Genomic DNA, 14,390 nt, shown 5'->3' with positions numbered 1-14,390 from the left:
GGAGTGAGGAGTGGGGAGTGGGGGCGAAGCCCGTAGGAGTGGGGAGTGTTCACGGAGAGGAGTAGGGTGGGCAGTGCCCACCGGATGAGGCGGTAAGTCTCAAAAGGAGAAGGGAGATAGAAAAGGGAAAGCAAAGGATGAGATTGGGGGCTGGTTGATGAGGCAGACCTGGATGGGATGAATCCGCTGAATCTGAGCGATCGAGGCAGGGTTTGACAGGCTGTCTTTTGACTTTTGACTTTGAGTGAGGCAATTTTTGACTGGGCTAGGGATTGGGGATTAAATCACCTGTCCATTCTGCTGCTTTGACTGGGGGAAAGATCCCCCCAGAAGGATTTCAGGTGATTCATTCGCATTCTTCAACGATCGGGAAATCAGTCCAGTCAGGATTTTGGCATGGAGATGAAATCCCGATCAATTTCGGCCCACAGCATATCTTCACAAAAATTCTCTATGTCTCAAATTGCCTCATCTAATGACACATTGCTTCCCTCTGGAACACCCGAAAATCGCCTCTACCGAGCGTTCTGGCGCTGGCATTTTTTTGCAGGACTCCTGGTAATTCCGTTTATGCTGGTGCTGGCCATTACGGGGAGCATTTACCTGTTTAAGCCGCAGCTCGATGGCATGATGTATCCCCATTTGCTGACGGTTCAACCAACGGCTACTCCGGTTTCCTACACTCAGCAGGTGGCCGCAGTAGAGCGGGGTTATCCAGAGGCAACAATTACCAGAATCATTCCGCCGATCGCACCTGACCACAGTACGGAAGTGCAGATTACGACGACCGATGAGCGCAATCTGGCTGTGTTTGTCAATCCCTACACAGGGCAGGTATTAGGCGATCGGGATGAGGATAATAATCTCCAGGCGATCGCCCGTAAGCTGCATGGCGAGCTGATGATCGGCAAATGGGGGGATTATTTGGTGGAGCTTGCTGCCTGTTGGGGGCTGGTCTTGTTAATTAGCGGACTCTATCTCTGGTTGCCCCGTCATCGGTTCAGCCTGTTCGGAACGTTGATTCCGCGCTTCTGGAGCCAGAGCAGGCGACGGATTTGTGCCTAAGGCAGTAGAAATGGGCATTGCCATTCATATGGGGAAATACTTCGGTTTGCCCAATAAACTGCTGATGCTGTTGGCTTGCCTGATCCTGATTCTGCTCTGTATGAGTGGAGTCGTACTGTGGTGGATCCGTCGTCCATCAGGTCAGTTAGGCGCACCGATCGTGCCAATGGAGGGCAATCAATGGAAGATTCCGCTGGCGATCGTGGCGATTATGGGAGTCGTTTTTCCGTTAGTGGGCATCTCCCTGATCGGGGTGCTGCTGTTGGATTTCCTGATCCTGCAAAGAGTTCCCAGCCTCAAGCGGTTTCTGGGTTAAGGGTTGATCGAGTGGGTCGGTATCCCAGACCGATCGAAATCCGTACCAGATGATTCAGGCGAAAGGCCGATCGTCTCTACGCATTGATCGATTCCGGTGGGCGCAGCGACAGTGGGACAGGCGGCGGCAGGTGAAGTTAACCAATGGGCAACCAGCAGAACAATCCCCAAGCTGATTGCCAGAACGGTTCGCTTCCAGGCGTTTGCTGTTTTTAGGGGTTGGCGGGTGAAGCGGTCAATCAATTGCGGCACAAACTGCCTCCAATCCCAGGCGACTGAGTTCACTTCTTCGTCAGTCAACCCCCTCTGAGTTGCCCACACCATAAATTGCTGCTGATAATTGACAATTTCTTCCTCGGTCAGGTCAGGGGTATCGATCCAGACCCAAACCGGATTGATACCGGAATGATTAGTAATGGTCTCCAAATAGTTGGCTTTGACCAGTTCTAGCCTGGCGCGAATCGGACGAAACGCGGACGGGTTGACCCCTTCGATCGCTGGAGCCGCATCCAGGGGAAATCGCACCATCCGATTCTGCAACGGTTGCCCTTCTGAGGTGCTAAACATTGCCGGGTAGCCCCAGCCATACAGTACCAGTTTCGTAACCTCCTTCAATTCCTCAGTTGCACTAATCATGGGGTTTGTCCTGCCTGAATGGTTCTTAATCCAGCCTACTCAGGCAAAAGTGGATTCCTGGCACGATTTCCCGGACTTGACTGAAGCTTTACTGAATTAGCCAGATCACAAGGGTTTCATGAATTCTTGATGTTGACAGAGTGCCAACTTTATCCTTCCGAAATCAGCACTGTGATCCGCAGTGTCCTTCCCTGGCTTCTCTCTAGGTAGACCATTACAAATTTCTGGGTAGACCCATTACCTGCCCTCTCCCGCTACGTTCCATCAAGCGATAGGATGAAGTGTTAAGTGATTGTTAAGTTATTCAATCACTCGTGCGAGTCCACCCCGCCGTCAATTTGTGAGAGGTCTAGATACATGGTTGCTGTAAGCTCTGCTCCTGCCTTCTGCGATGGAATTCAATACTTTGGTGAATTGCCGCCAGAGTTTGAGAAATACGGCAAAACTCCAGCGATCGCAGATGGGCAAGCGTCCATTCCTGATCCAACTGATCCGACTGCCATTTATCAGACCCTACTGTATGCCGATGCGCTGCGCTATTTAATTTTGCAAATGACGGCCAGTAAAGCCTCTGGGCACCCAGGCGGTTTTGCCAGTCAAGCGGAAGCCTACGCCGCATTAGTGATGCTGGGGTATAAAAACATCGTCACGGAAGTGGGCCACCATGCGCCAGGGTTCTATAGCGCCATGTTCTTAGACCGCTCCCTGGAGGCAATGGGGATCAATACCGTCCAGCAATTGCGCGATCGGTTCCGGGAACGGCATGGGTTACTGGGGCACCTTTCGGGCTACATTCCAGGCTTGCTAGCTCCAGCAGGGCCCCTGGGTCAGGGACAGCACTTTGCGATGGCAGCGGCCTACCTCCATCGGGATACTCTCTTTCCCTTCACCCTGGGGGATGGCGGCATGGGCGAACCCTACCCCATGAGCAGCATGATCCATTTTCATACCGCATTTCCTGGTGTGACGAACTTCCTGCCGGTGCTGGTGTGGAACGGCTTTTCCCAGGAACATCACAGTATGGTGTCGCTGCAAACCAATGAGCAAATGCTGGCCTACTGGCACGGGAATGGGTTTGAAGAAGTGGTACTGGTGGATGCCAAGGATTTTGATGATCAGGATCAGGCAGGCGCATTTGTAGACAGCACAGCTTTCTCCTTTGCCCAACGGCTGGCCTTCACGAAGGCTGTTTTAATGGGAGTTGATGAAGCAGCGCGATCGGCCCTCAGCGGTAAGTTGACGGCATTTATCATCAAACAACTCAAAGGGGCAGGGGTTCATGCCCGTGGGGCCAAATCCCACAACCTCTATGGCTATCACACCCTGGATAATCCTGATATTGTCAACGGACTCCAGGCCAATGCCCTTTCCCCGGAAGTCTGGCAACTGGTGCGGACGAACTGCGAACGAGCCAACGGTGGCCCGGCCAGCCAAACAGCGGTGACGGAATCGGTGCTACCCCTGCCGGAAATTCAGAATTTACAACTAGAAGAATATGCTGTGGGAGGCGATCCGAAGGTGTCCACTACGGCAATGGGGCAACTGGTGGCGCAGGTAGGGCAGATCGATGCCAATTTCCTGGTGACGAATGCGGATGGCAACGAAGCGTCGGGAATCGGCAACATTAACAAGGCGTTGAAGATCATTCACCCCACGACGGATGATCTGTATAATCAAACTCCCTCTGGGCAAGTCTACGAACCCCTGAGCGAAGATGCCTGTGCGGGGCTGGCGGCAGGATTATCCCTGATGGGATCTCGATCGCTCTGGTGTTCCTACGAGTCGTTTGCCATCAACGGCCTGCCCATCTGGCAAACGGTGACTCAGGCGATGGCCGAATTGCGTCGAACCACCCCGTCTACGGTGACGCTGTTTACGGCGGGAGCTTTGGAGCAAGGGCGCAACGGCTGGACGCACCAACGCCCGGAGATTGAAGCCTACTTTGCGGCGATGATGCGGAATGGTAATGTCTTTCCTCTGTTCCCACCCGATGCCAATAGCATTCAAGCTTGCTATGAGTGGGCATTGGGCACGGCAAACAAAGGAGTCGTGATTACCGCCAGCAAATCACCCCTGCCAATTCGGACAACCTTTGAACAAACCCGGCAGGCCCTACAGGATGGGGCGATCGTCCTTCAGGAAACCCCTGGCGAGAAAACGGTGGTGTTTGCGGCAGTGGGCGACATGATCTTGCTCCCGATCTTTGAAGCGGCGAAGCAATTACAATCCCAGGGCATCGGGGTTCGGATTGTGTCGGTGATTAATCCGCGACGGCTGTATCGAGCTAGCGATGTGGCCTGGGAAATCTGCTCTGAGCCGGACGGAGGCTTCCTGGATGATGCCGGATTCGATCGCCTGTTTGGGGGAGATGCTCTGGTGGGTGTAACCGGGGGAGCCAGTCTGATGCTGGAACCACTGATGCTGCGGAGTACCAGCCGCCGCGATACCTTCGCCTGGAAGCGAGGAGAAACCACTGCCAGTGCTGGAGAATTGATGGGTCTTAACGGCATTACGGCTGAGGCTCTGGTGAAACGGGCGATCGAATTGACATCGAACTAACTCAATCGTGAACTATCCGTAGCGCAGGCATCTTGCCTGCGTTCACCTGGCTTTTCATTTTCACCCTATTACAAAAGAGGGATGCTCCCGGCAAGATGCCCGCCCCACAAGAGAATTACCCTTCTGGGGGATGTAGATGGGCACCTATCCCCGATACTTGTTAAATGAACTTGTTTAAATGAACCTGTCAGAAAACCTGACCGACTGAACAACCGATCGAGGGGCAACCGTAATGCTAACCAAAGGCTTTGAAGTGGAACTGTACACCGGAACACCCCAGGGGAAAGTCGTTGGGCTATCCGACAAAATTGTGGCCGCGTTAGATGGATTTGTCCGCGAACCCGATAGCCGTAACGTCGAGTACACCACGCCACCGCTCTGCCGCTACGAACGATCCCTATGTGAATTAGTACGTCCCCGCCAGAAGTTGCGAACCTACCTGCAAAGCCTGGGGAACTACACCCTGATTCCGGGGAGTACGCTACCCCTGGGAGAAAGCGATCGGTTCTATCGTTCTGATCCAGGCAATCCCTACCATACCTACATTGAGCAGACCTACGGTACAACGGTTGTTACCGCCAGCATTCACATTAACATTGGCATTAGCGATCCAGAGTTACTGATGCGAGCCTGTCGCTTGGTACGGGTTGAAGCTCCCCTATTCCTGTCCCTCAGTGCCGCTTCTCCGTTTTTAGGGGGTGAAGTTACAGGCAATCATTCCACTCGCTGGAAGGTGTTTCCCAAAACCCCGGAATGGGTGCCGATTTTTGATAGTCATGCCCACTATATTCGCTGGGTCGAGGAACAGCTCAAACTGGGCACCATGCAAAACGTGCGCCATCTCTGGTCTGCGGTGCGTCCTAATGGCGATCGTCGTCCCTATAGCCTGAATCGTTTAGAACTGCGAATTTGTGATCTGATCAGCGATCCGATCGCCATGTTGGGAGTCGTTGCCCTTTTGGAAGCCCGGATTTTGCAGCTCCTCGCCGATCCAACCCTCGATCCGCTGGAGTCCAGCCAGCTCCCTGCCCATACCCGCGCTGAGGATTTAGTGGAATTGACCGATGCCAATGAGATTGCAGCGGCTGAAGCCAGTCTGGAGGCAGAACTCCATCACTGGCGCGATGGCAAACCGATCCGGGCCCGCGATTGGATTGAAGAACTTTACCAGGAATGCTATCCGATCGCCAAACAGCAGGGATTTGGTTGCTTCCTGACTCCTGTGAAAAAGATTCTGCGGGAGGGGAACGAGGCTCAACGCTGGCTGAAACTGATCGATCAGGGGATGGAGGTTCAGGAAGTGGTGAGCCACTCGGTTCAAACCATGCTGGAACAAGAGTTGATTTTGGCGGATGAGTTATGTCAACCCCAGGCGGCTTAGGATGATGGATTCAACACTTGTGTGATCATTAGCGAAGAAGCAGAAGATCAACCGAGTCATTAGGTACTGCCTCCCAAAGCATCCCGCAGCCTTTAGATTCAGCTTCCCGGCCGATCGCGCAACTCATCACTCATGTGGGTACGATCGCCTAAAATCTGCAAGAGTGGCCCATGAATGTCCATTTTGACCATGCTAATGGACGCAGCAAGACAGTCGATTCTGTCACGATAACGCCCAATGTCGATTCCTAATAAGCTACACAAAATAATTCGGATGGTGGCTTTATGGGAAACGATCAGGACGTTGCCGTCAGCATGATTTTGCTTAATTTCAGCAATCACTGCCATCGCCCGACTGGCGATTTCCACCGAGGTTTCACCGCCACCTGTCGGTGGGTTCCAGGCGGGTTCCGTGAGCCACCGTACGTAGTCTTCCGGGAACTGATCCCTCACCTCCTCGGCAGACTTCCCCTCCCATTTGCCATAGGCAATCTCCCGCAATCCTTCCCGAATTTGCATCTCTACCCCGATCGCCTCACACAGCGGTTTTGCAGTCGCTATCGTCCGTTTTTTAGGACTGACGTAGATGGACTGCCAGGGAAAATCTTTGTAGGCTTCAGCAAAATCCTGGGCCATTTGATGCCCTTCAGGGGTCAGCTCTGGGTCGATTTCGCCACAGTAACCCCCCGATTGGCTGTAAATCGTTTCGCCATGCCGCAAAAAATACAATCTTAAGCTCATGAATCCATCCTAGTTCCCGAATTTGTCACGAAAAAAGTTAAGAATAACTGCAATTCCTCTGAAGGCGACCCTTGAAATGATATTTGATCCATTAGGATGGATGTTAGTAAGCCGAATACAACCAGGCAAAATCTAACGTTACTTTCCAATACTGCTTGAAGATGGTTCGCCTTAGAAGATAAAAACTGTAACAGAAACCTTAAAAAACAAAATTTTTGCCCCTTTTCAACCCGCTTTGAGTCTACAGTTTTTATCACTTTTGAGTTAGTCACTCAATGCCGAAAGTCTCAGGAAACTGCCTGCTGGTTATCAGGTTAAACGCATTCAATTGTTTAGCAGTCATCCTTTTGAGGGATTTCAATTTAGAAATATCAAAAGTAATCCTTTTGGCAGATTGCAACATCGTAATTCATGGATGGCTAGGTCAAGTCCAGCACAATCAATGAAGTGAAGCGATCGGTTTTGCTTCGTTGGTTTGAGGTTCAACTATCTGATTCTTCGTGTGTTCCCAAGGGGAATTCGCTTACTTTTGCGCTGCAATTCTTATGATTAATCTGGGAAAAAATAGCATTCAACTCAATGCTCAAGCTGCCAACAAAGCCGATGCCATTCGACAAGCGGGTGAGCTTTTGATCCGCAATGGCAACATGAAACCGGGCTACATTGACAGCATGATGAACCGGGAAAAGGTGGCTCATACCTATTTGGGCAACGGGATTGCCATTCCCCACGGATTGCCCCACGATCGAGAGTTAATTTTGGAAACGGGCATTTCGGTGGTGCAGGTTCCCAGGGGGGTGGAGTGGAATCCGGGGGAGGTGGTGTATCTGGTGGTGGGCATTGCCGCCAAGTCGGATGAGCATATTGAGGTATTAGCCAACCTGACCCAGGTGTTAGACGATGAAGCAGCCGTGCATCGGTTAGCGCAAACGTCTGACCCACTTGATATTGTCGAAACCCTGACCCACCAGCGTCCTGTGGATGAATCCCCTGCGGAAGTAGAACCCGACTTCGCCAAAGCTGTTGAGGTGACGATCGCCGGAAAAGCAGGACTCCACGCCCGCCCTGCCACCACCTTTGTCAACATTGCTAAATCCTTTGACTCAGAGATTCGGGTGCGTTACGGCAACAAAACCGCCAATGGTAAAAGCATGGTATCGCTGCTGAAGCTGGGCGTGGAAGGGGGCAGTACGGTGCGAATCATGGCCCAGGGCCCAGATGAAGATGAGGCATTGCGAGCATTAGAGGCAGCCGTGGTGGCCGGACTGGAGGAGGAAGAAGAAACTGCACCCACTCCGACCCTGGACTGGATGCCCAGCTTTGAAACGGAAGCGATTCCAGGAATTGCCGCTTCTCCAGGGATGGCGATCGGCAAGGTGCATCAGCTCAAGCGGGGCAAGATTGTAGTGGAAGCCACAGCGAAAGATCCGGCTGCGGAGGAAATGTATTTACGTCAGGCGATCGCAACGGCTCAAATCGAGTTAGAGGATTTGCACAACGATGTTGCAGCCCGAGCGGGTGCATCCAAGGCAGCCATCTTTCTAGCCCACCAGGAATTTTTGAATGACCCCGATTTGCTCAATGAGGCGATCGATGAACTGAAACATCAGCACAGTGCGGGGTGGGCCTGGCAGCAGGCGATCGAACAACGGGCCAGTGCCTTGGAACAATTGAACGATCCATTGCTGGCAGGACGGGCGGTCGATCTGCGCGATGTCGGCCGACGGGTGTTGCGCTTGCTGGCAGAGACGATCGAAGAGGAGCAGTCCCTACCCGACTATCCCGTGATTTTGCTGGCGGAAGACCTGACTCCTTCAGACACCGCAGGGCTTGATCCCGCGTTGACCCTGGGTGTCTGCACGGCAGCTGGAGGCCCCACCTCCCACACGGCGATCATTGCCCGATCGCTCGACATTCCAGCGATCGTTGGCGCAGGGCCAGCCATTTTACATCTGGCAGATGAAACGTCCTGCATTCTGGATGGCACAAACGGCAATCTGTATCCTAATCCCACGGAAGCCGATCGCGTCACGGCTCAAACGGCCCTCAAAGACCTGCAAGCTCTGCGGGAAGCGGAACGCCTCGCCTGCTATCAACCGGCCCTGATGACCGATGGCCATCGCATCGAAGTGGTGGCCAACATTGGCGCGGCAGTCGAAGCGGAACAGGCAGTGAATGCTGGGGCAGAAGGGATTGGGCTATTGCGAACTGAGTTTCTGTTTTTGCAGCGATCGGCTCCCCCTTCAGAAGAAGAACAGTTTGCCGCCTACAGCCAGATGACCCAGGCACTGAACGGTTTACCCCTGATCCTTCGTACCCTGGACATTGGCGGAGATAAAGAGATTCCCTACCTCAACCTGCCTGCAGAGGAAAATCCCTTCCTGGGTATCCGCGGTATTCGCCTTTGCCTGGTGCAGCCAGACCTCTTTAAAACCCAACTTCGCGCCATCTTCCGGGCCGCCCAAACCGGCCCGATTAAGATCATGTTCCCCATGATTGCCACCCTGGAGGATTTCCATACAGCCTACAAGCTGGCAGAGTCAGTCCGGCAGGAAGTCGGAGCCGATCCCGTTGAGATTGGCATGATGGTGGAAGTGCCTTCAGCCGTAGTCATGGCCGATGAATTCGCCAAAATCGTAGACTTCTTCTCGATCGGCACCAACGACCTGACCCAGTATGTCCTGGCAATGGATCGAGGTCATCCTATCCTGGCGAAACAGGCAGACGGTCTACACCCTGCCGTCCTGCGGATGATTCACCAAACGGTACAGGCAGCCCAGTCCGCAGGAAAATGGGTCGGTGTCTGTGGCGGTATCGCCGGAGATCCCAAAGGAGCCGCCATTTTAGCGGGGCTGGGTGTCACCGAACTCAGTGTCAGCATTCCCAGTGTTGCTGCTGTGAAAGCCAAAATCCGGGGGATGTCCTTTGCCGAAACTCAGGGTTTGGCCAAACGCGCCCTGGCTTGCCGCACTGCTCAAGAGGTTCGCGCCCTCTCGTAGATCGAATTCTGGCAGGGAGTTGGGTGGTTTGGGCAGGGACGGGCAAGATGACCATCCCACAAGAGGGAAGACAGAAGGCGGAAGACGAAAAGCAAAACCAAAGAACTTCCTACTTCCTGCTTTATCCTTTCCTTTACTCCCTCCTCCCTCCTCAGTTCTCAGTCCTCAGTCCTCAGTCCTCAGCACTCCCTCCTCCCCCCTCACTGACGATGACCAAAATCACCACCATTACCCTCAATCCTGCGATCGACCAGACGATTGCCATTCCTAACTTTCAGGCGGGAGCCGTGAACCGGGTGGCGTGGGAGCAGTCTGATCCGGGGGGAAAGGGGGTGAATGTGGCTTCGTTTTTGGCGGATTTCGGATATTCGATCGCCGTGTCTGGTTTTTTAGGTCAAGAGAATGCTGAAATCTTTCAAGCATTCTTTACACAGAAACAAATCACCGATCGATTTGTTCGCATTCCGGGTAAGACCCGTGTGAACGTCAAAATCGTGGATGAGGTGAAGCAGGAAATTACCGATGTGAACTTTCCTGGACAAACGGCGATCGAGTCAGATATCCAGTCTTTAATCCGGACGATCGATCAATTAGCGGCTGATTACGATTGGTTCATTTTATCGGGCAGTATTCCAGCGGGCATTCCGACTCGCATCTATGCCGAGTTAATCGATCGGTTAAAGGCAAAGAACAAAACCGTGGTATTAGATGCCAGTGGTGATAGTTTTCGGGAAGCCATTACCGCCGCGCCCTATGCCGTTAAGCCTAATATCCATGAGCTAGAAGAAGTGCTGGGAACGGTTCTGGATACTGAAGCCAAAGTGATTCAAGCCGCCCGTAACTTGCTGGAACAGGGCATTCACACAGTCGTTGTGTCAATGGGGGAAAAGGGAGCCATGTTTGTAGAAAAAGCCGATGTTGTGTTGGCGCGACCGCCCCAAATTGAAGTGAAAAGTACGGTGGGGGCTGGGGATGCTATGGTAGCAGGCTTTGTCACTGCCAAACTCCGAGGTTTACCGCTAACGGACGGTGCCCGCCTGGCCACCGCCTTCTCCCTGGGCGCACTCACACAGATTGGGCCGCGGCTCCCCCCGATCGCCGCGATCGAATCTACGATGCAGCAGGTGAGGGTGCAATCTCTGCATTAGGCGGGCAGTGCCCGCCCTACCCATTTCTTACTATCCATCACCCATTACCGATTACCCATTACCCATTGATTTTGTTCTCGTTTGCAATCGCATAAAATTCCAACTCCTATGAAACCGATCAAAAACATTGTGGCAGTGACGGCCTGCCCCACGGGCATCGCCCACACCTTGATGGCCGCCGAAGCCTTAAAAAAAACAGCCGCTCATCTAGGCTATGACATGCAGGTGGAAACCCAGGGTGCAGAAGGGGCAAAGCATATCCTGCAACCGGAGGACATCAATGCTGCGGATTTGGTGATCATTGCCGCCGATATTCATGTTGATCCAGCCCGATTCGCAGATAAGCCGATTTACGCCACTTCCACCAGCAAGGCGATTCGGAATACGGAGGAAGTGATTGAGGCGGCTGTGTCCCAAACGCGGTTGGAGAGTAATGGTGCTCAGGTTTCTGAATCTGCTGTGACGGCTCCACCCCAACCCGTTGCCTCGGATCGATCCCTGGATGGCTCCTCTAGTGTTTCTCATCCCGCTCAATCTCCACCTCCAGCGGATACGCCTCCAACCGCAACACCTGGCCCCAAACGACTGGTCGGTATCACCGCTTGCCCCACGGGGATTGCCCACACCTTCATGGCGGCTGAGTCCCTCCGCAAGGCCGCAGTGGATTTGGGCCATGAAATGAAGGTGGAAACCCAGGGTTCTGTGGGAGCTAAGAATACTTTGACTCCAGAGGAAATTGCCCAGGCGGATGCAGTGGTGATTGCTGCCGATACCCATGTGGATTTATCCCGGTTTGGTGGGAAGCGACTTTATCAAACCTCGACCAAAAAAGCGTTAAAAGAAGGCAAGACAATCCTGACGGAAGCCTTAGCAATGCCCGAACCCGTCGCCGGTAGTGCTGGAGCCGAAACCAACTATGCCGATTCGGTGAAGCAAGCTAAAGCCGAACAGTCCGCAAAGCGATCAGGGCCCTATAAGCACCTGTTGACAGGCGTATCCTACATGCTGCCGATCATCGTGGCAGGTGGATTAATTATTGCCCTGTCCTTCGCCTTTGGTCTAGATCCCGCCCCAGGAACCATCGGTGCCGCCCTGATGCAGATTGGGGGAGAGGCCGCCTTTGCCCTGATCGTGCCGGTTTTATCCGGGTACATTGCTTTCTCGATCGCCGATCGTCCTGGTTTGGCTCCTGGTCTGGTGGGTGGGATGTTAGCCGCCAACTTAGGAACGGGGTTTATTGGCGGGATTATTTCCGGTTTCCTGGCAGGTTACATTGCCCGGTGGGTACGGGATCATGTCAACTTGCCGCAAAACCTGGAAGGGATTAAACCGGTTTTGGTAATTCCCTTGCTGTCCACGCTAGCGGTCGGTCTGTTAATGGTCTTTGTGTTTGGTGTGCCCGTTCGCGCCTTAACCGATGGACTCACCGCATTTTTGGAAGATATGGGACAGGGCAATGCCGTACTGCTGGGCTTGATCCTGGGCGGCATGATGGCCGTCGATATGGGCGGGCCGATCAACAAAGCGGCTTATACCTTTGCCGTAGGGCTACTCGCCAGCAATATCAGCCAACCAATGGCGGCAGTAATGGCCGCCGGAATGACTCCCCCCCAGGATTGGCCCTAGCCACATTGATTGCCAAAAGACGATTTGTCCATGAGGAACGGGAAGCCGGAAAGGTGGCTTCCGTATTGGGTATTTGCTTCATCACGGAAGGGGCCATTCCCTTTGCCGCCAAAGATCCATTGCGCGTCATCCCTGCCTGCATTGTCGGATCAGCGATCGCTGGTGGTCTGTCCATGCTATTTGGCTGCACCCTCCAGGCTCCTCATGGCGGCATTTTCGTTCTGGCAATTCCCAATGCTGTAGGCAATGCGGGGCTATATATTGTGGCGATCGCCGTTGGTACGTTAGTCACAGGTCTGATTGCAGCACAACTGAAACAACGTGCCCCGGTAGCTGAAGTCCGTCCAGAACTCACGACGACCAATTAAACCCGGTAGGGGCGCACAGCAGTCATTAGTGTTAACTTAAGGTTCTTAAAACGGGACTAGAGGGTATAAACATGAGTACCTTGATTGGCATTAGGAGGCTAGCTTATGGCCCGAAGTCGCCCGTTTAGTGACGCGAATCCAGACTTGCGTCGCCGTCCACAGTTTCCCAGTCCCCCGATTGAGGACGTGGAACGTCAGTTACAGCAATGGCTCACGCCTGCGACCTTCAAACCGAAGGTCGGGGAACGTAACACCGATGGCAAACGACTCCGGAACCGGATCTTGACGTTGCCCGTGATGGTAGCGGTGGTGTTGAGTCTGGTGTACCGGCAAATCAACGGGCTGGGTGAGTTACTGCGGGTACTACAGCTAGAAGGGCTGTTATGGGTTGAGCCGCTGCTCGTGAGTCACCCGGCTTTGGATAAGCGGTTTCGCAAACTGCCAGTGGCCCTCTTTAGCCAACTGTTGACTCAGGTGCAGGTCCACCTGGTCGAGCGTCCGACGGGGACGGTGCTGTCAGAATCCTGGCAAGCGTTGCAGGGCCGGTTTCCGGTCATTTGGATTGCCGACGGCACCACCCTCGAAGAATTGCGTCGCCAGCTCAAAGCCCTCAGGGAGAAGCCGCAGACCGTCTTAGCCGGCAAACTGATGATGGTGGTGGAGTTGTTTAGCCATCGCCCGGTGGCGATGCACTATGACGAAAACGCCAAAGCCAATGACAAAACCTTTGGTAACTGGCTCTTGAGCACCTTGCCGGAGGGGGGCTTGCTCGTCGTTGATTTAGGGTTTTTCGCCTTCCCGTGGTTTGACCAATTCACCGATACCCGCCGCTACTTCCTGACCCGGCAGCGGGAGAAGACGGCTTATACCGGTCAGCGCGTACTGATCCAGGGGAAGCGGTATCGCGACGAGATTATCGACATGGGGCAATACCGGTCGAATCCCTGTCGTCATCCCGTTCGTATGGTCTCGGTGCTTTGGGGGACGACCTGGTATCGCTATCTCACCAATGTGCTTGACCCAGAGCATCTCAGTGCCCAACACGTCTGCGACCTCTACCGGCGGCGGTGGCGCATTGAAGATGCCTTTTGCATCACCAAACGGCTGTTAGGGTTAGCCTACGTCTGGGTGGGCGATACCAATGGGATTCAACTCCAAATCGTCGCCACCTGGATTTTCTATGCGGTCCTCAATGACCTCTGTGCCCAAGTGGCGGTCGCGTTGCGTCAACCCTTGGAACGGATTTCGGTTGAGATGGTCTTTCGGGGCCTCTACCACTACAGTCGAGCCCGGTTGCGCGATGACGCTACCGAGCTGATTCCCTTCTATCAACAGCACCAGAAGCTGTTGGGATTGGTCAAACTGAGGCGAAAACGACACCGACAACAAGACCAACAATGGGAGGACATTTGGGGCAGCGTCCCAGGATGTTATCCCGCTATCCCAACTTAAGACGCTTAAGTTAACACCAATGACAGCAGTGCCCCCCCACATCAAACATTGGGATGCCATTTTGTTGCCTGGAGTTTAGACTAATCACAGCAGAAATAGCC

General features: G+C 53.6%; 9 protein-coding genes and 1 pseudogene. 8 read left to right on the top strand and 2 right to left on the bottom strand.

All coding sequences use genetic code 11. The features are described from left to right. Window positions 1–453 precede the first annotated feature (453 nt). Both ACM1PF_RS09600 and ACM1PF_RS09595 read left to right on the top strand, forming a co-directional pair. A complete protein-coding gene (locus ACM1PF_RS09600; protein ID WP_416674263.1) occupies window positions 454–1,065 on the top strand; it encodes a PepSY-associated TM helix domain-containing protein in 612 nt (203 codons plus the stop codon). Then, window positions 1,058–1,381, top strand: a complete 324-nt coding sequence (locus tag ACM1PF_RS09595) for a PepSY domain-containing protein (protein WP_416674262.1) — start codon at window positions 1,058–1,060, stop codon at window positions 1,379–1,381. The genes ACM1PF_RS09600 and ACM1PF_RS09595 overlap by 8 nt, the downstream gene beginning before the upstream one ends. Here ACM1PF_RS09595 and ACM1PF_RS09590 read toward each other — a convergent pair. Further along, window positions 1,378–2,016 (bottom strand): hypothetical protein, encoded by a 639-nt coding sequence (locus tag ACM1PF_RS09590; protein ID WP_416674261.1) that lies wholly within the window; start codon window positions 2,014–2,016, stop codon window positions 1,378–1,380. The two genes, ACM1PF_RS09595 and ACM1PF_RS09590, sit on opposite strands and share 4 nt — an antisense overlap. Before the next feature lie 357 nt (window positions 2,017–2,373). Between ACM1PF_RS09590 and ACM1PF_RS09585 the strand changes: the two genes are divergently transcribed. Continuing rightward, complete coding sequence (locus tag ACM1PF_RS09585; protein ID WP_416674260.1) at window positions 2,374–4,575, top strand: phosphoketolase; 2,202 nt, start codon at window positions 2,374–2,376, stop codon at window positions 4,573–4,575. A 232-nt stretch (window positions 4,576–4,807) separates the two neighbouring features. Further along, window positions 4,808–5,956 carry a glutamate--cysteine ligase gene (gene gshA / locus ACM1PF_RS09580; protein ID WP_416674259.1) on the top strand — a complete coding sequence of 383 codons (1,149 nt, stop codon included), beginning with the start codon at window positions 4,808–4,810 and terminating at the stop codon, window positions 5,954–5,956. A 98-nt stretch (window positions 5,957–6,054) separates the two neighbouring features. Here gshA and ACM1PF_RS09575 read toward each other — a convergent pair whose 3' ends face one another. After that, on the bottom strand, window positions 6,055–6,696 hold the full coding sequence (locus ACM1PF_RS09575) for a histidine phosphatase family protein (protein WP_416674258.1): 642 nt from the start codon (window positions 6,694–6,696) through the stop codon (window positions 6,055–6,057). Between the two features lie 545 nt (window positions 6,697–7,241). Between ACM1PF_RS09575 and ptsP the strand changes: the two genes are divergently transcribed. From ptsP to ACM1PF_RS09555, 4 genes and pseudogenes are all read left to right on the top strand, one after another. Then, window positions 7,242–9,695: a phosphoenolpyruvate--protein phosphotransferase gene (gene ptsP, locus ACM1PF_RS09570; RefSeq protein ID WP_416674257.1), complete on the top strand. Its 2,454-nt coding sequence runs from the start codon at window positions 7,242–7,244 to the stop codon at window positions 9,693–9,695. Between the two features lie 47 nt (window positions 9,696–9,742). Next, window positions 9,743–10,843 (top strand): 1-phosphofructokinase, encoded by a 1,101-nt coding sequence (gene pfkB / locus ACM1PF_RS09565; RefSeq protein WP_416674256.1) that lies wholly within the window; start codon window positions 9,743–9,745, stop codon window positions 10,841–10,843. A gap of 108 nt (window positions 10,844–10,951) precedes the next feature. Next, a pseudogene (locus tag ACM1PF_RS09560) lies at window positions 10,952–12,837 on the top strand (PTS fructose-like transporter subunit IIB). A gap of 105 nt (window positions 12,838–12,942) precedes the next feature. Further along, window positions 12,943–14,289, top strand: a complete 1,347-nt coding sequence (locus ACM1PF_RS09555; protein WP_416674255.1) for an IS4 family transposase — start codon at window positions 12,943–12,945, stop codon at window positions 14,287–14,289. Window positions 14,290–14,390: the final 101 nt, after the last annotated feature.

The sequence above is a fragment of the Egbenema bharatensis FJBBOT/2019 genome, assembly GCF_048077055.1.
GTDB lineage: Bacteria > Cyanobacteriota > Cyanobacteriia > Elainellales > Elainellaceae > Egbenema > Egbenema bharatensis.
Note: the sequence above shows the minus strand (reverse complement) of the source record. Positions and strands in the feature narration are given on the sequence as shown.

Coding starts and splice junctions, on each gene's coding strand:
- ACM1PF_RS09600 (WP_416674263.1), top strand. CDS start 454: ATGTCTCAAATTGCCTCATCTAATGACACATTGCTTCCCTCTGGAACA.
- ACM1PF_RS09590 (WP_416674261.1), bottom strand. CDS start 2,016: ATGATTAGTGCAACTGAGGAATTGAAGGAGGTTACGAAACTGGTACTG.
- ACM1PF_RS09585 (WP_416674260.1), top strand. CDS start 2,374: ATGGTTGCTGTAAGCTCTGCTCCTGCCTTCTGCGATGGAATTCAATAC.
- gshA (WP_416674259.1), top strand. CDS start 4,808: ATGCTAACCAAAGGCTTTGAAGTGGAACTGTACACCGGAACACCCCAG.
- ACM1PF_RS09575 (WP_416674258.1), bottom strand. CDS start 6,696: ATGAGCTTAAGATTGTATTTTTTGCGGCATGGCGAAACGATTTACAGC.
- ptsP (WP_416674257.1), top strand. CDS start 7,242: ATGATTAATCTGGGAAAAAATAGCATTCAACTCAATGCTCAAGCTGCC.
- pfkB (WP_416674256.1), top strand. CDS start 9,743: ATGACCATCCCACAAGAGGGAAGACAGAAGGCGGAAGACGAAAAGCAA.
- ACM1PF_RS09555 (WP_416674255.1), top strand. CDS start 12,943: ATGGCCCGAAGTCGCCCGTTTAGTGACGCGAATCCAGACTTGCGTCGC.